Below are 14,764 nucleotides of genomic sequence, written 5' to 3' on the forward strand. Positions count from 1 at the left end.
GAAGGAGCTGTCGTGCCAACAGGCAAGGTAAAGTTCTTTAGCCACGACAAGGGCTTTGGCTACATCACAGGCGACGATGGACGCGATGTCTATTTCCCCGAATCGGTCCTGCCTTTCGGCGTGCGCCCCCGGAAGGGCGCCTCTGTCGAGTACTCCGTTGCAGAAGGCCGCAGAGGCCTGCACGCGCTGTCCGTAGAGGTCAAGGAAGCGCCGGTTTCGCTCGCTAAAGCAAACCGCCGCAAGCCCGAAGACATGGTCCCGATCATTGAGGACCTCATTAAGATTCTTGATTCGGCCTCCGGCCAGCTACGCCGAGGCCGCTACCCCGATGGTGGTCCGAGGATTGCCCAGGCCCTCCGAACACTGGCAAGTGAGTTTGACGTATGAGTCGTTTGCAACCCGTTAAGAACGTGACAAAGGAGAAGACTCTCGCGCAGGCTGTTGATACTGCGCGAGAAGCCCTCCTGGAGATCACGACAGCCGACTCGATCGGCGAGCACCGCGGAGTGGTCCTCGATGCGGAGCGGGTACTAACCCACGCTTTCGCATGTGAGCTCCCGGGCTACGTCGGCTGGTTCTGGGCCGTGACGCTCGCGAGGGCCTCGCGCTCGCGGAAGGTTACGATCAATGAGCTGTCGCTCAAGCCCGGCCCCGATGCCCTTATGGCACCCGACTGGGTGCCGTGGGCGGATCGGCTCGAGCCGAAAGACGTTTCCGGGACGGAGGCCCTTCCCTACCGCGCCGATGATTCGCGTCTTGTCGAGGGCTTTGAAGACACGACGGAAGATGCCGACCAACTCGAAGAGTTCGAGATGGGACTGGGGCGTGCTCGGGTCTTGTCGATCGAGGGTCGGAAGGAAGCGTACAACCGGTGGTACAACTCCGACCGGGGCCCGAACACGGCGTCCACGCGTGCGGCGAAGGCCAACTGTTCGACCTGTGCCTTCATGATGCTTATGGCGGGCTCGGCCCGGAGCCTCTTTGGCGTCTGCGCCAACGAATGGTCGCCCGACGACGGCAAGGTTGTTTCGCTTGACCACGGCTGCGGCGCACACTCCGAGACGGATGCTCCACGGGAGAAACGTCTCTGGGTTCAGACGGAACCGGTCGTTAACGAGACGGATATCGAGATCGTCGAAAGCGCGCACTGATGGAAAGGCTGCGCGGAGCGGTCAAGGACTACGCCTGGGGCTCGACAACCGCGATACCCGCCCTGTTTGACATGGGGGAGAGCCCGACACCTGTGGCTGAGATCTGGCTCGGCGCGCACCAGTCAGGCCCGGCCCTGCTAACGGGCGGGTCCGTTTATAACCCAACCGGAGGAGCCGCGGACCGCGACCTCCTCACCTACATCGATGAAGACCCGAAAGGTTGCCTGGGGACCGCAATTCCCGGTGGTGGCACGGTTCTGCCCTACCTTCTGAAACTCATCGCTCCCGCCAAGCCACTCTCACTTCAAGTCCATCCCTCCCGCGAGCAGGCCGAGCGGCGCTATGAGGATGAGGACAGTGACGGCGTTGCGATCACCGACCCCAATCGGAACTATTTCGACCGCAACCATAAGCCCGAACTGCTTCTTGCGCTCACAAAGTTTGAGGCCGTTGCCGGCTTCCGTGCGCCGCGCCGCGTCGCAGACGTGGTGTCGGGGCTGGAATGCACAATTGCGGAGACCCTCCTCGGTTTCCTCAAGGAGGACCTCTCTCCCGTTGGGATTAGGCGCTGCTTCGAGTATCTGCTGAGCAACGAGACGAAGCCCAGCCCCGAGGCCGTTGGCGACCTCGTCGAGGGATGTCGGGCGCGGCTCGATGCGGGCACCTCTCCGTCTATGCGAGCCGACCGCATCGCCATCCACCTGGCAGACCACTACCCGGGTGACCCGGGGGTTGTTGCCTCGCTCCTCCTTAACCCCGTCACACTCCAGCCTGGCGAGGCCCTCTTTGTTCCCGCGGGAACGGTGCACGCGTACATGGCGGGGACCGGCATAGAGATCATGGCGAACTCCGACAATGTCCTGCGTGCGGGACTGACCGCAAAGCACATCGATGTTCCCGAGCTCCTTGCCACCGTCGACTACGTGGCGGCCCCTCCGATCCGCATCGCCCCGGAGCGCATCACGGAAGGCACAAGAACTTTCTACGCCCCGGTTGACGACTTTGAGCTGTCGGTCACGGAGCTGAGGGACTCGAACTTCCGCTACCAGCTCCCCGGCAGGGGCCCCAGAATCCTCCTTGCGCTGAGTGGCGCAATCGAAGTTTCGACGAACGAGCAGAGAATCACATTGAACCTCGGGGAGAGCGCCTTCGTTCGGGCGGATGAAGGAAACCTGCAGGTCCAAGGGGTGGGCGTCCTCGTCCAGGCGAACGTTCCCTAGATCCCGTCTCACCAGGCGGTCGAGTTTCTGTGTCGAGTAGTGAGACGAGCATTTCCTTAGGGCTGAAACTCGATGAATATCGGTGGAGTGAACGAATTACTTGATCGCACTTTCAAGCTCTCCGAGCGGGGAACGACTGTAGGACAGGAGCTCCGCGGAGGGCTCGTCACGTTCTTCGCCATGAGCTACATTCTTGTGCTCAACCCGATTATCCTTTCGACCCAAGACTCGACCGGCCACTACCTTGGTGGCGGCACCGAGGGTGCTAACGTCGCGGCAATTGCCGCCGGTACCGCACTCATTGCAGGTGTTATGTCGATTCTCATGGGAGCCGTCGCCAACTTCCCGATGGCAATGGCAGCGGGCCTTGGCCTCAACGCGATGCTCGCCTACACCGTTGTCTCCCTCCCGGGCATGACGTGGGCGGATGCCATGGGCATCGTCGTTCTCGAGGGTATTCTCATCCTCGTGCTCGTCATGACGGGATTGCGAGAAGCAATCTTCCGGGCGGTCCCGGGCTTCCTGAAAACCGCGATCTCCGTCGGTATCGGCCTCTTTATCGCCCTCGTTGGCCTGTACAACGCCGGCATCATCCGTACCGGAACGGGTACGCCCCTCGACCTGGGTATCAATGGTTCGATTGCTTCATGGCCGCTGGCCGTCTTCATCCTCGGCCTTATCTCGATCATTGTTCTCATGGTCAAGAAGGTTCGCGGCGCCATCCTCATCGGCATTGTGATTGCGACCGCTACTGCGATCATTGCCGAGGCAATCCTTAACCTTGGCCCGAAGGGTAACGATGGCTCCAACCCGACCGGCTGGGGCCTGACCGTTCCTTCGCTCGAGGGCTCACCGGTCTCGGTTCCCGAGTTCTCGACCCTGGGTGCTTTCTCCATCACCGGCCCCTTCGAGAAGATCTCCGTTATCGCGGTTCTTGTTCTCGTCTTCTCCCTTATGCTTGCTGACTTCTTCGACACCATGGGCACCATGGTTGCCGTGGGCTCCGAGGCGAAGTTGCTCGATAAAGAAGGCAACCCGCCGAAGATGCGTCAGATCCTCGCCATCGACTCCCTCGGTGCGGTTGCCGGCGGTGTTGGCGGCGTCTCGTCCAACACGGCCTACATCGAGTCGACCACCGGTGTTGCCGACGGTGCACGTTCGGGTCTTGCCAGCATCGTGACCGGAACCCTGTTCCTGCTCTCGACGTTCCTGGCTCCGCTTGCCGGAATGATCCCTTACGAGGCCGCTACCCCGGCGCTCGTCGTCGTTGGCTTCCTCATGATGCAGCAGGTCGCGCAGATTGACTGGAAGGACCTCGTCGTCGGCATCCCCGCCTTCCTGACGATTGTCTTCATGCCCTTCTCCTATTCGATCACCGTCGGTATCGGCATGGGCTTCATCGCCTACACAATTCTCGCGTTCGTCGACAAGAGGAAGGTCCACCCCCTTCTCTGGGTCGTCGACGTCCTCTTCGTTCTCTACTTCGTCCGTGGCCCCATCGAGGCCGCACTCGGGCTCTAGGGCGCAACCGCTTAAGCGCTAGCTCGGCCGGCCTCCGTTCCCTTCGGGGAGTGGGGGCCGACTTCGTCGTGTACAGGGAATTGGCCATGGTCGGTTTGAGCGTGGGCCGTAGGGTCCGGATGGTCTTGCTGATTAGCCCGATGTTGGAATTTCACCAGGAACTAGGGGTCCCACAATCCTCTCGTTCCACAAGAGTCGGAGACCTCTGCGCTCTGTGATCGAGTAGACCATTATATGCTATGGTTTTCCAGGCTAATGGTTTGCTAAGCTAAGTAACCGTGGTTAATCGTGCTGAAGTCGCAGAATCTCTGAGAGTTGCCGTTCTTCACCTGTCGCGGGTGATGAGGGGGATGGAGGAGCTGGGGGAGTCCCGCTACTGTGTCCTGGCGGCTCTATCGGGCGGACCCATGACCGTGAGCGGCCTCGCCGCTCACGAGAGGGTCTCGACGCCCTCGATGTCGAAACTCGTGACGAGTATGACCCACTCTGGTCTTGTTCAGCGGGTGAGGGATGAGAGCGATGGGCGTAGAGTCGACGTGAGCCTGACGGAGGGTGGCAGGCAGGCACTGTCCGACGCTTCTGCGGCTGGCGCGATATGGGTGAATGACTATTTCAAGGATCTAAAGGAGGAGGACGTCTCCCTTCTCGCCCGAGCGGCTGAGCTCATGAGGGGGATGTCGACCAGGTGAAGCGTACTTTTCTCTCACTCAAGTTCTATAACTATCGGCTCTGGTTCTTTACCGCGATCGTTGCTAACACGGGTACGTGGATGCAGCGCGTCGCGCAGGACTGGCTTGTCCTCACCGAGCTGACCGACAACGACGGCTTCGCCGTCGGCATCACAACAGGCCTGCAGTTCCTCCCGCTTCTTCTCGTGACGCCCTATGCGGGGGTGTTGGCTGACCGCTACGACAAGCGGAAAATCATGTACGTCACCCAGTCCCTCATGGGATTGCTTGCGGTTGGGCTCGGTGCTCTTGTGCTGACCGATCATGCGACCGTTGAGCTTGTCTACGTCTTCGCGTTGCTGCTCGGAACCGTGTCGGCCTTCGATACGCCTCCCCGTCAGGTGTTTGTTTCTGAGCTGGTTCCGCCCAAGTACCTGACGAATGCGATCGGCTTGAACTCCGCAAGCTTCAACAGTGCCCGTCTACTCGGTCCCGCGGTGGCAGGTCTCCTCATTGCCGCTGTCGGCACGGGCTGGGTCTTTGTCATTAACGGCATCTCCTTCGGAGCTACCCTCTTTGGCCTCATGCTCATGAAGTCGAAGGACTTCTATATGAGTACCCCGCAGCCCCGCGAGAAGGGCCAGATCCGGCAGGCAATCTCCTTTGTTCGGCACCGTTCCGACATTGTGGTCATCATGGTTGTGGCAGGTATTGTCTCCTGCCTGGGCCTGAACTTCCAGCTCACCAGCGCGACCATGGCGTCCGAGGTCTTCAATAAGGAAGCGGGCGAATATGGTCTCCTGGGATCGATCATGGCGATCGGATCGCTCACGGGTGCGCTCATGGCGGCGCGGAGAAGCGAATCCCGCGTCCGGCTCGTCGTCATCGCGGCCTTCGGATTTGGCGTTGCCGCCGGCGTTAACGCCATGATGCCGACCTACTGGGCCTACGCGATCAGCTGTATCCTCGTCGGCTACTCCACGCTCACTCTGCTCACGTCGGCGAATATGGCGATCCAGACATCGGTTGATCCCGCGATCAGGGGCCGAGTGATGGCCCTTTACCAGGTGGTCCTCATGGGTTCGACCCCGATCGGCGCCCCGATTGTTGGCTGGATCTCCGAGCACATCGATCCCCGCTGGGGAATCGGCGTCGGTGCCCTTGCTGCGCTGGTTGTTTCGGTTGGCGCGCTGTTCTGGGCGCGCAAGCACTGGGATGTGAAGTTCGAATACAACCTGAGGCAGACCCCGCACGTCACGATCATCGGTCCCGCTGAGCACGCTGCCCGCCGCGAAGCGGCCGAGGCAGAGAAGCAGCAGCGTAGGAAGAAGGAACGCACTCTGGACGCCACTACGCAGGAGATGGCGGCGCTGGGTTCTAGCGCTGTTGCTGTCCCACCCAGGACAGCGAGTCCAGAAGAGCCCTAACTTCGTCCGGCTCCGTGGCCGGGAAGGTCGCGATTCTCAGCTGATTGCGGCCGAGGCCACGGTAGCCGTCGATGTCGACAATCCCGGACTCGCGGCAGGTCGTGCTGAGCTCGTCAGCCGGCAGGTCAATATCGATGGTGGCAACAACCTGGGAGCGGAACTGCTCCTCAATAAAGGGATGGGCCCAGTCGGTATTCGCAGCCCATTCGTAGACGAGGCTGGATGATTCCTTCGTCCTCTTGTCCATGGCTTCCAGGCCGCCCTGCTCCAGCATCCACCTCAGTTGTGTATCCAGGAGGTGCAGTGTGGCAAGGGCGGGTGTGTTGAGGGTCTGGTTCTTCTGCGAATTGTCGAGAGCCAGCTGAATGTTCAAGATGTCGGGAACCCAGCGTTCCGATGTCAACCTCTCCATGCGCTCCAGTGCAGCGGGGGAGAGGATCGCAAACCAGAGCCCACCGTCGGAAGCAAAGCACTTCTGGGGAGAGAAGTAGTAGACATCGGCCTCGGCCGGGTCGTACATAACGCCGCCCGCCGATGATGTTCCATCAACGATCGTCAGTGCCGACTCCGGCCCGATTCGCTTCACGGGGAGCATAGCTCCGGTCGAGGTCTCGTTGTGCGGGTACAGATAGGAGTCGATCCCCGGCTCCTCCTCGGGTAGCGCCGCGCTACCGGGCTCGATCTGAGTGACAATCGGGGAATCAACAAACGGGTTCTTGTGGAGGGCCTCCGCGGCCTTCGTGGAGAACTGGCCAAACGTTGTGGCCTTTGCCTTCTGCTCGACAAGGCAAAAGGGAATAGCATCCCAAAGAAGCGATGCCCCACCATTCCCCAGCGCAATCTCGTATCCTTCAGGAAGAGCGAAAAGCTCGTTGAGTCCTTCTCGAATGGAACCGACGACATTCTTCACAGGCGACTTGCGATGTGACGTTCCCATCCACGTCGGGTCTAAGCTCAAGTGAGATGATGGGATCCGGGAAGGTCCCGAACCGAAACGACCGTCGCGGGGAAGAAGCTCACGTGGAATCATCATGAGTTGATCTTCGCAAACTTCACAAACTTTGTAACGGCTGTCCAGATAAAATGGACACGAACCTAGCAGGAGGCGTAGTGGCTGATCTTATCGACACCGGTGAAATGTACTTGAAAACGGTCTACGAGCTTGAAGAAGAGGGCATCCCACCCCTTCGTGCCCGCATCGCCGAGCGCCTTGAGCACTCGGGACCGACCGTCTCCGAGACGGTGAACCGTCTCTCCCGTGACGGTCTGCTGACCGTCAGCTCCAGCCGTCAGCTCCAGCTCACCACCGAGGGCCGCCGCAAGGCCACCGAGGTGATGCGCAAGCACCGCCTCGCCGAGCGCCTCCTCACCGACGTTATCGGCATGGACTGGCAGTACGTGCACGAGGAAGCGTGCCGGTGGGAGCACGTCATGTCCGACCGTGTCGCCAAGCAGTTGGAAGCCGTCCTCGGCGACGTTAGCTACGACCCGTACGGGAACCCCATCCCGTCCATGGTGGAAGGGCCCGCCGAACTGGGTGCGGAGGAGTCCGGTCTGGTTGCACTCGCATCCCTGACGCTCACGGAAAATATCACGGCGACACTCCGACGCATCGCAGAGCCGCTCCAGGTCGACGTTGAACTTCTTGCCTCCTTCCACGAGGCAGGAATCGTGCCAGGGGCCGAGATTACCGTTGAAAACACTGAGAACGGGCTGACGGTCAAGGGTGCTGAGGGGACGATTAACAACCTCGCCCCGGTCGTTGGGAAGCAGCTCTTTATTGACGCTTAAGTCACAGTCTGTAATTCTTCGTGACACATTCGTTATCTTCCGTTATTCTCTTGTTTGTAAGGACTGAGATTCCAGGAGAGACATGTCAAAACGAACTGCAGGCCGTCACGCGGCTCCCAAGGTGCGTCGCTCGCACGCCGTAGCCGCCGCTGCCACATCCGCAGCACTTGGTATGACTGCCACCGCCGCCGTTGCTGCCCCCGCCTCCGAGGAGGACGCTGCCCCGGCGCCGCTCGCCCTGGACGCTGAGGTTGTTGAGGTTCCCGCCGTCATCGATGTTGAACTTCCGGAAGACGCAGCTGTCGAGCTCGCTTCGATCAACGTCACGTCCACCGAGGCCCCCGAGCCGGTCGTCGAGCCCGAGCCGGTCGTCGAGCCCGAGCCCGTCGTTGAGGAAACCCCGGTAGTCGAGGCAACTCCTGCCGCCGAGACCACGACCGAGGATGCTGCGACCACCCAGGCTCCCGCGGCAACCACCACGACAACGCAGGCCGCTACGGTCCAGGAGGCAGCTCCTGAGCCCGAGCCCGAGCCGGTCCAGGCCGCTCCCGCTGCAACCGGCTACGGTTCCACGATCGTGGGAATCGCCCGCCAGTACTCCGGCGTCCCCTACGTCTACGGTGGAACGACCCCGTCCGGTTGGGACTGCTCCGGCTTCACCTCCTACGTTTTCGCTCAGGCCGGCATTTCGCTTCCGCGTAGCTCGTCCGCCCAGCGTTACGCTGGCTACCAGGTCTCCGCTTCGCAGGCGCAGCCCGGCGACCTCGTCTGGTGGCCCGGCCACGTCGGTATCTACACCGGCAACGGCATGCACATCGCGGCACGTAACCCCTCCTCGGGAACCTACGAGGGCCCGGTTTACGGTAGCCCCGTCTACATTCGCGTCGCTGGCTAACACCAATAGCGGTACATAACTTAGAAAGATCCCGAGGAGCCCGGCTCCTCGGGATCTTTGTCTTCGCTATTTGTTCCGTGCCGTACTGACCCTCCCTCTTCCCGGGACTCACGCGCGATACCGCGTTGAGAATTGCTCCAATGCGGAACCGGTGCCTCGAAGGATTTAGACTGCAATCGAATCGTGTATCTGATTGGAAGAATCCATGGAATTGATGTCGCTAGCCGATGGTGTGCTCCCATTGATCCGTGCGCAAAGCCGGGACCTGTGGCGCTACGAGGTCGCAAACGACCAGGGCGACTCAATGCTCGACGGGGTTGCCCTTCTGGAGCAAGCCCTTGATAATCCGGAGGAGATGCCCGACCTCGGGATTGCTGTTCCGACTCCACAAGAGACATACACGGTTATCACCAAGGCAATCCGTTCTGCACTCAAAGTAATAGCTCGCGCGGATGACTCAAGTGGGATCATCGGCACAGCGTGTGCGGAACTGTTGGAACTGCATCCGCGCGCGGCTGAGCGTGCCGACGTGCCGCAACTGAAGCTTGCCGATTGGGTATTCAACTTGCCGTTCACCGACGAACTCCAAATATTTGAAACGGATCCCGTCGCCTACGCTCCCGCCCTTGGTTCGACAGGCATGGAGCGTTTTAAACAGCATGTCGAAGTTCTCCGTGCGGAGGTGGCAAAGGAAGAACCCGGCCCATATGGACTCAGAAGTCATAAAGCGCACGTTCTCGAATGGTTCGACAAGCGTCTTGCGGTCTTTGACAAGGACACCGAAGCAATTATTAGGACACACCTACGGGACGGCAGTGTGGCTGCCTGGTACGTCGATGTTTCTGAAGCATTCGAAGAAGTTGGTGATATTCCAAGAACGGTTGAGTGGGCCAAGCAGGCGGTTCTGTTCGACTACGGTCATCAATCGCGTGACGCCGCTACCCGGTGGCGCAGGCTTCTGATTGAGCATTTGCCTGAAGAACACGATGATGCAATCCGCACGATCTTTGAGCGGTGGCCCTCGGCCGTCTCCGCGGCAGGACTGCACAGAGTTGATGGTGATGAGGTCCTCGGCCGGATCCACGAAACCCTGGAGGAGAAGAATTCGAGCGAACTTGTGCGGTTCCAATGGAAGACCTTAAAGAATGTGCAGCTTGCCTGGGAAACCGCAACCCGGCTTCTACCCGAGGACGACTGTATTTGGGCAGAGCTAGCTGAGGCGTATACGCCCATCGATCCGGTGGCCGCTCTGAGGGTCCGATCCCGGGTGGTGAGCGATGCATTGATCGAAACGGATAGGCGCAAGTACCGGCCGGCCGCACGCGAGTTCGTGAAGCTCCGAAAAGAAGCGCGAGCAACCGGCAACGCAGAGGCCATTGCCCTCGTCGACTCCGTCATCGGGAGGATGCGAGAACTATATCCCCGCAGGCCTCGCCTCATGGCAGAGTTCGACCAGGCCGGGCTGCCGTAGGCAAAACGGCGGCGATGTTCAGCCCCTTCGGGTATCAGAGGCGCGCTGTCGATTCGGAGTCGTCGTGTGGTTCCAGCCTTGTTCACAATGGGCCAACCAGATTGAAGCCTGGCCGGCCCATTGTGAACGGTGGAAAATGACTATTGGACGATGTTGATGCCGGTGGCCGCTGAGGCGTCCTCCAGGGAGCCCAGGTTCGTGACGCTTGTGAAACCGGCCTGCTGCATAAGAGCCATGCCCTGGCCCGAACGATTCCCCGAACGGCAGTAGACAAGATAGTCGGCGTTGGGGTCGAGCTCGGGGATTGCGAGCTGAACTTCGCCAGCGTTGAAATCAACAAGCTGGGCACCATCAAGGTGCCCACCCGCATACTCACCCGGCGTGCGCATATCGAGGATGATGGCGCCTTCGGGCAGATCGGACTCAGACGGTGTGCCAGCCGCGAGCGGGAGGATAGCGGTGAGGGGGATGAGGTGACGGAACATAAACGTTCCTTTCGGGAACGGCCTCGGCAAATGGGGAACGGCTCTGCGAGGAGATTAAGAAGAGACGCATGCGACTGAGCTGGAATCTCGCCAGTGATACTGACGCACTGCAGAAATCTGTGTGTGGAGTTGTTGGTCTGTGACCTAGAGCCTACGCGGGCCGAAAGCGTTGCCTCAAGAAACCCGATGACCACATGACCAGCTGTAACGTGTGCCGTACTCGTGTTACGCGGTCTGATGGGAGCAGATTTCGGGCCCGTTTGGGTGAAAATCAAGATGAAATAACTGCGAGGTGCGACACGTTTATAACGTTCTGTGATTGGGCTCGCGTGATCTTTCGTTGATATCGCAACGTTTTAAAAATAGAGGTCACGGTCACCGCAACAAATCGTTATCGAAGCGTGACATTACCGTTTCAATATTGTTATAGTTTTGGAAGTTCGAACAGCGGACGTGTACCGACCCGGTATAACTCAGACCAAAAGACGAATTGAAACACGCGGGCTTGCCCGCTTGGAGAAACTAACGATGATCAAGTCCCAGCGCACTGGCCGCCACGCGGCTGCTGCACCCATCAAGCCCATGACCGCGGGCGTTGTCACTGCAGGTGCGGCGACCGCAGGCCTGATGTTCAGCGCAGCTGTCCCGTCGGCCGTTGGCTCCGAGGAGCAGATCGACGCTTCCGAGCGGATCACCCTTGATGAGAAGCCTACCGATGTCGCACCCGAGGCATTCACTGTCCAGGTTGACGATGTCGAGGATTTCGACCTTGACGCTGTAACCGTCACCGCAGAGGCCGCACCCGAGCCGGAGCCCGAGCCGGTTGTTGAGGAAGTTGTTGAAGCTCCGGTAGCTGAGACCACCACGGCAACTGAGGCCGCTCCCGCCCAGACGCAGGCAGCAACGACTCAGACCGCCACTCAGGCAGCAACGACTCAGACCACCACTCAGGCTGCAACGACTCAGACGACCACGCAGGCCGCAGAGCCGGAGCCGGTTGTTGAAGCCGCTCCGGTCCAGACCTACTCGGCTACCGGTTCTCGCGTTGTCGCCATTGCTCGTTCCTACGCGGGCGCACCCTACGTGTGGGGTGGCACCAGCCCCGCCGGTTGGGACTGCATCGGCTTCGCCGACTACGTCTACAACCAGGTTGGCGTTGACCTCCCGAACTCCTCGAGCGGTGCTCGCTACGCCGGCTACCAGGTGTCTGCTTCGCAGGCACAGCCCGGCGACCTCATGTGGTGGCCCGGCCACGTCGGTATCTACACCGGCAACGGCATGCACATCGCAGCTTGGAACCCCTCGATGGGTACCCAGGAAGCCCCCGTTTGGGGCAGCCCGATCTACCTCCGCGTACTCGGCTAATTAACTTCCTAAGTGGGGAGCGCTCGAAAGGGTGCTCCCCACTTGCCGTACCCGGACGCGACACCATTGGGGAGTGTTTCTGGTCGGCTGAACTCCTTTGCTCGCGCACTTCACGTCCGAGAGGGCTATAGCGGCCTCCTTCCGTGTTCCTATTTGAGAACAGCCATATAGTCTGTGCTCCAAGCCAGTATCCGCTACCTGCTCGGGTCCTTTCTGGGGTGTGCGCGGCTACGCGGGAAGCGCCGGTCGAAGTCCTTGGTCGGATGGCAACGTTTAGCAGTTTTGCCTATCGATCTGCCTTGGGTCGATACAGAATCGCCCTCGGAGCGGTAAAGTGACAGTAAGAATCCTGAGGAGGAGGCCGCTATGACGCATGACAATGTTGTCGCCGTTGGTATCGATGGCTCAGAAAGATCAGAAACCGCTTTAACGTGGGCGATCGAGCAGGCTAAGAGGAGGGCCGCTCGACTGCACATCGTGTCCTCCTACGAACTCCCGACCTACACCGCGCATACCTTTGAGGGTGCCGCGACGTCAATGGACTCGAGGCTTTTCGAAGCAGCGAATGAATACCTTGATGCTGCCGTGCTTAAGGCGCAGAATGCTGGCGTTGAGACTTCGTCCTCGCTCGAGACCGGAGATCCCTCCGCGGTGCTCGTCGAGCTCTCCAAGAAGGTCGCGACCGTCGTTGTTGGTAGCCGTGGCAAGGGGTCCTTCGCTGACCGGCTCCTTGGAACGGTGTCGAGCGCAGTTCCGGCTCACGCCTACTGCCCAAGCGTTGTTGTTCCGGAAGCCTCGGCTGGCTCCTGCCTGCCGATTAGGCACATCGTTGTTGGCGTCGATGGTTCAGAAGCCGCAAATATTGCTCTTGAGCGCGCTGTCTGGGAGGCCGAGCGCTGGAAGGCTAAGCTCACGGCTGTTGCAACGGTGAATACGAGCTCGATTGCGTGGATGCCGGGGGCGGGATACTCCGTTGACGTCCTCGATGATGTGCGAAGCGGCCTCGAGGTCGTTGTCGAGAAGGCTACCGAGGGCTACGACATTGACGTACGCACGCACGCTCTCGAAGGTAACCCCGCTGCTCTTATGGCGGAGTTCTCGACCGCAGTTGACCTGCTCGTCATCGGTACCCGTGGACGCGGAGGCTTCGCTGGCCTCCTGCTTGGCTCCACAAGCCAGGCTGTGCTCCATCACTCAACCTGCCCCGTCATGGTTGTTCCCAAGCGGATCCGCCCCGGAGATGACGTACCTCCCGCAGTGACTGATGTCCCTTGGAGTAGGCCCTAATAGAAAGTTTCGGTAAACTGGAGTGCGTTGCCCTCGTAGCTCAGCGGAAGAGCAATCGCCTCCTAAGCGATAGGTCGTTGGTTCGAATCCAATCGAGGGCACGACCTGATCCCCCGGTGAAGCAGAGACTTCCCGGGGGATTTCCACTGCCGCCGCGATGTTAAGGCTAGTTCCCTCGATGAAACAGAGTGGTGCATACTTTGTAGGTGGAACCTGGCGAGCCTCAGCACCCCAAGATCCGCGGGTACGGCCTGCGATGGAAGGGGCAACGAGCGCCGTGATGACAACGAGGGCCCACAGGTTGCCCTCTGCAATGTTGAATGCGGCAAAGAAGTCAGATAGCCCTCGTCCGTCGATCAAGATCGCCGATAGGTCGAACAGGTTCGTGAGAACGAACTAGATAATTCCAAAGAAAACAAAATCCCTGGGTCGGCAATCCTCGATCTTTGGAATAAGGAACAGTGCGATGACGAGGATAATGGCCGAGAGAATGACACCGCTCAGAGGAGGGGCCAAATCGCCAAGGCCGTCGAGCACCTCGTCACGTAGGATTCCGTTGACGATGGCAAACGGAAAAATGAGAGCCCATATCGCAATGGCTACCAGATACTTCCGCATCGTGGCACCTCCCGTCGAGCCCAGGCTAACGATTTCCGCCTGAAATAACGGGGGACTAAGGGGCCGCACTTTTGAACACGCGGCGTTCAAGCGCCCTCGCGTGCCGGAAAGACGCGATTGTGTGCTGGTGATTCTCGAGGTTGAATGTCGTTCGGGCGAGAGATTGCTGGGCACTTTGACTCGAGGAGGAGATTTGTTCCACCCCGTGACCTGCTAGTTTGCCTCCGCTACGATACGACCATGTTTGACTATCTCAAGCTATACAGAGAGGAGCTCTCCGCCCTGTGTGGGCCGGGGGAGTGGCCTCTTGCGCTTGCGAAAGTCACCTACGTTCAGGGCCACGAGGACATTGGTAGGCGCGGCCCGTCGGTTAGCTTCGATCCGATCGGTGGTCTCGATGTCCGATCCTGGAACGAAGCGGCGGACAAAGCTATTGGCGGCACATCCCTCATAGCGCCACGGGGCGGCATGGCAGTATCCCTCCACAGGGTTGCGATGAACATGCCGGAACTCCTACTAACGACCGCGCAACTCATGGCGATTGCGGGAACGCTCGGGCGGGCGCAAAAAATGAAGATCGCATGGCGCTGCACACTCGACGATATCGACGCAATTTCCCACCAGCCCAGGTTCGCCCAGCGCGGCAGGCTCTATATTCGCTTCACCGATGACTCTGCGATCAGACTCATGGCCGGGATGCTGTCCGCCAAGAAAGCCAGAGCCCTCGTCGAAGCGTTTCATCAGAGAACGGGACGTTAACGACCTTCATTACCCAACAGGACGCTACCCCACAGCAATTGATCCATCCGCTGGATGAGCAGAGCACTGGGATAAGTCGTGCGTGCACCGACTTTGCTCGGGTTTC

Annotated in this window: 15 protein-coding genes and 1 tRNA gene; 13 read left to right on the forward strand and 3 right to left on the reverse strand. The window is 59.9% G+C overall.

What is annotated here, in order from left to right; all coding sequences use genetic code 11:
• Positions 1-12 precede the first annotated feature (12 nt).
• The 6 genes from ACTHUY_RS05975 to ACTHUY_RS06000 all read left to right on the forward strand — a co-directional run bounded on the left by ACTHUY_RS05975 (position 13) and on the right by ACTHUY_RS06000 (position 5,987).
• Entirely contained in the window at positions 13-387 is a 375-nt protein-coding gene (locus tag ACTHUY_RS05975) for a cold-shock protein (RefSeq protein WP_441654400.1), read from the forward strand.
• On the forward strand, positions 384-1,151 hold the full coding sequence (locus ACTHUY_RS05980) for a DUF3027 domain-containing protein (RefSeq protein WP_441678096.1): 768 nt from the start codon (positions 384-386) through the stop codon (positions 1,149-1,151). The genes ACTHUY_RS05975 and ACTHUY_RS05980 overlap by 4 nt, the downstream gene beginning before the upstream one ends.
• Positions 1,151-2,371, forward strand: coding sequence for a mannose-6-phosphate isomerase, class I (gene manA, locus ACTHUY_RS05985; protein WP_441678098.1), 1,221 nt, complete (start codon positions 1,151-1,153; stop codon positions 2,369-2,371). Before ACTHUY_RS05980 ends, manA begins: the two co-directional genes overlap by 1 nt.
• Positions 2,372-2,443: 72 nt before the next feature.
• On the forward strand, positions 2,444-3,892 hold the full coding sequence (locus ACTHUY_RS05990) for an NCS2 family permease (protein ID WP_441678100.1): 1,449 nt from the start codon (positions 2,444-2,446) through the stop codon (positions 3,890-3,892).
• Positions 3,893-4,170: 278 nt separating this feature from the next.
• Complete coding sequence (locus ACTHUY_RS05995) at positions 4,171-4,581, forward strand: MarR family winged helix-turn-helix transcriptional regulator (RefSeq protein WP_441678102.1); 411 nt, start codon at positions 4,171-4,173, stop codon at positions 4,579-4,581.
• Positions 4,578-5,987, forward strand: coding sequence for an MFS transporter (locus ACTHUY_RS06000; protein ID WP_126704610.1), 1,410 nt, complete (start codon positions 4,578-4,580; stop codon positions 5,985-5,987). Before ACTHUY_RS05995 ends, ACTHUY_RS06000 begins: the two co-directional genes overlap by 4 nt.
• Here the strand turns inward: ACTHUY_RS06000 and serC are convergent.
• Positions 5,938-7,020, reverse strand: coding sequence for a phosphoserine transaminase (serC, locus tag ACTHUY_RS06005; RefSeq protein ID WP_441678105.1), 1,083 nt, complete (start codon positions 7,018-7,020; stop codon positions 5,938-5,940). The two genes, ACTHUY_RS06000 and serC, sit on opposite strands and share 50 nt — an antisense overlap.
• Positions 7,021-7,097: 77 nt before the next feature.
• On the opposite strand from serC, the gene ACTHUY_RS06010 reads away from it, so the two are divergent.
• The 3 genes from ACTHUY_RS06010 to ACTHUY_RS06020 all read left to right on the forward strand — a co-directional run bounded on the left by ACTHUY_RS06010 (position 7,098) and on the right by ACTHUY_RS06020 (position 10,144).
• Positions 7,098-7,778 carry an iron dependent repressor, metal binding and dimerization domain protein gene (locus ACTHUY_RS06010; protein WP_441678107.1) on the forward strand — a complete coding sequence of 227 codons (681 nt, stop codon included), beginning with the start codon at positions 7,098-7,100 and terminating at the stop codon, positions 7,776-7,778.
• An 82-nt stretch (positions 7,779-7,860) separates the two neighbouring features.
• Complete coding sequence (locus tag ACTHUY_RS06015) at positions 7,861-8,673, forward strand: C40 family peptidase (RefSeq protein WP_441678109.1); 813 nt, start codon at positions 7,861-7,863, stop codon at positions 8,671-8,673.
• A 205-nt stretch (positions 8,674-8,878) separates the two neighbouring features.
• The gene (locus ACTHUY_RS06020; protein WP_441678111.1) at positions 8,879-10,144 is read left to right on the forward strand and encodes a DUF6880 family protein; all 1,266 of its coding nucleotides are present in this window, start codon (positions 8,879-8,881) and stop codon (positions 10,142-10,144) included.
• A gap of 140 nt (positions 10,145-10,284) precedes the next feature.
• Here the strand turns inward: ACTHUY_RS06020 and ACTHUY_RS06025 are convergent, their stop codons facing one another.
• Positions 10,285-10,629: a rhodanese-like domain-containing protein gene (locus ACTHUY_RS06025; protein WP_441654390.1), complete on the reverse strand. Its 345-nt coding sequence runs from the start codon at positions 10,627-10,629 to the stop codon at positions 10,285-10,287.
• A 528-nt stretch (positions 10,630-11,157) separates the two neighbouring features.
• Here ACTHUY_RS06025 and ACTHUY_RS06030 point away from each other — a divergent pair.
• From ACTHUY_RS06030 to ACTHUY_RS06040, 3 genes are all read left to right on the forward strand, one after another.
• The gene (locus ACTHUY_RS06030) at positions 11,158-11,994 is read left to right on the forward strand and encodes a C40 family peptidase (protein WP_441678113.1); all 837 of its coding nucleotides are present in this window, start codon (positions 11,158-11,160) and stop codon (positions 11,992-11,994) included.
• A gap of 366 nt (positions 11,995-12,360) precedes the next feature.
• Positions 12,361-13,281 carry a universal stress protein gene (locus tag ACTHUY_RS06035; RefSeq protein WP_441654388.1) on the forward strand — a complete coding sequence of 307 codons (921 nt, stop codon included), beginning with the start codon at positions 12,361-12,363 and terminating at the stop codon, positions 13,279-13,281.
• Between the two features lie 29 nt (positions 13,282-13,310).
• Positions 13,311-13,382, forward strand: a tRNA-Arg gene (locus tag ACTHUY_RS06040).
• Positions 13,383-13,677: 295 nt separating this feature from the next.
• Here ACTHUY_RS06040 and ACTHUY_RS06045 read toward each other — a convergent pair.
• Entirely contained in the window at positions 13,678-13,899 is a 222-nt protein-coding gene (locus tag ACTHUY_RS06045; RefSeq protein WP_441678115.1) for a hypothetical protein, read from the reverse strand.
• Positions 13,900-14,139: 240 nt separating this feature from the next.
• Between ACTHUY_RS06045 and ACTHUY_RS06050 the strand changes: the two genes are divergently transcribed.
• A complete protein-coding gene (locus ACTHUY_RS06050) occupies positions 14,140-14,658 on the forward strand; it encodes a hypothetical protein (protein ID WP_441654386.1) in 519 nt (172 codons plus the stop codon).
• Positions 14,659-14,764: the final 106 nt, after the last annotated feature.

This window comes from Flaviflexus sp., from assembly GCF_052087705.1.
Lineage (GTDB): Bacteria > Actinomycetota > Actinomycetes > Actinomycetales > Actinomycetaceae > Flaviflexus > Flaviflexus ciconiae.

What these genes read in the sequence shown, in the direction of transcription:
- ACTHUY_RS05980 (WP_441678096.1), top strand. Translation starts at nt 384, where the DNA reads ATGAGTCGTTTGCAACCCGTTAAGAACGTGACAAAGGAGAAGACTCTC.
- manA (WP_441678098.1), top strand. Translation starts at nt 1,151, where the DNA reads ATGGAAAGGCTGCGCGGAGCGGTCAAGGACTACGCCTGGGGCTCGACA.
- ACTHUY_RS05990 (WP_441678100.1), top strand. Translation starts at nt 2,444, where the DNA reads ATGAATATCGGTGGAGTGAACGAATTACTTGATCGCACTTTCAAGCTC.
- serC (WP_441678105.1), bottom strand. Translation starts at nt 7,020, where the DNA reads ATGATGATTCCACGTGAGCTTCTTCCCCGCGACGGTCGTTTCGGTTCG.
- ACTHUY_RS06015 (WP_441678109.1), top strand. Translation starts at nt 7,861, where the DNA reads ATGTCAAAACGAACTGCAGGCCGTCACGCGGCTCCCAAGGTGCGTCGC.
- ACTHUY_RS06020 (WP_441678111.1), top strand. Translation starts at nt 8,879, where the DNA reads ATGGAATTGATGTCGCTAGCCGATGGTGTGCTCCCATTGATCCGTGCG.
- ACTHUY_RS06025 (WP_441654390.1), bottom strand. Translation starts at nt 10,629, where the DNA reads ATGTTCCGTCACCTCATCCCCCTCACCGCTATCCTCCCGCTCGCGGCT.
- ACTHUY_RS06030 (WP_441678113.1), top strand. Translation starts at nt 11,158, where the DNA reads ATGATCAAGTCCCAGCGCACTGGCCGCCACGCGGCTGCTGCACCCATC.
- ACTHUY_RS06035 (WP_441654388.1), top strand. Translation starts at nt 12,361, where the DNA reads ATGACGCATGACAATGTTGTCGCCGTTGGTATCGATGGCTCAGAAAGA.
- ACTHUY_RS06045 (WP_441678115.1), bottom strand. Translation starts at nt 13,899, where the DNA reads ATGCGGAAGTATCTGGTAGCCATTGCGATATGGGCTCTCATTTTTCCG.
- ACTHUY_RS06050 (WP_441654386.1), top strand. Translation starts at nt 14,140, where the DNA reads ATGTTTGACTATCTCAAGCTATACAGAGAGGAGCTCTCCGCCCTGTGT.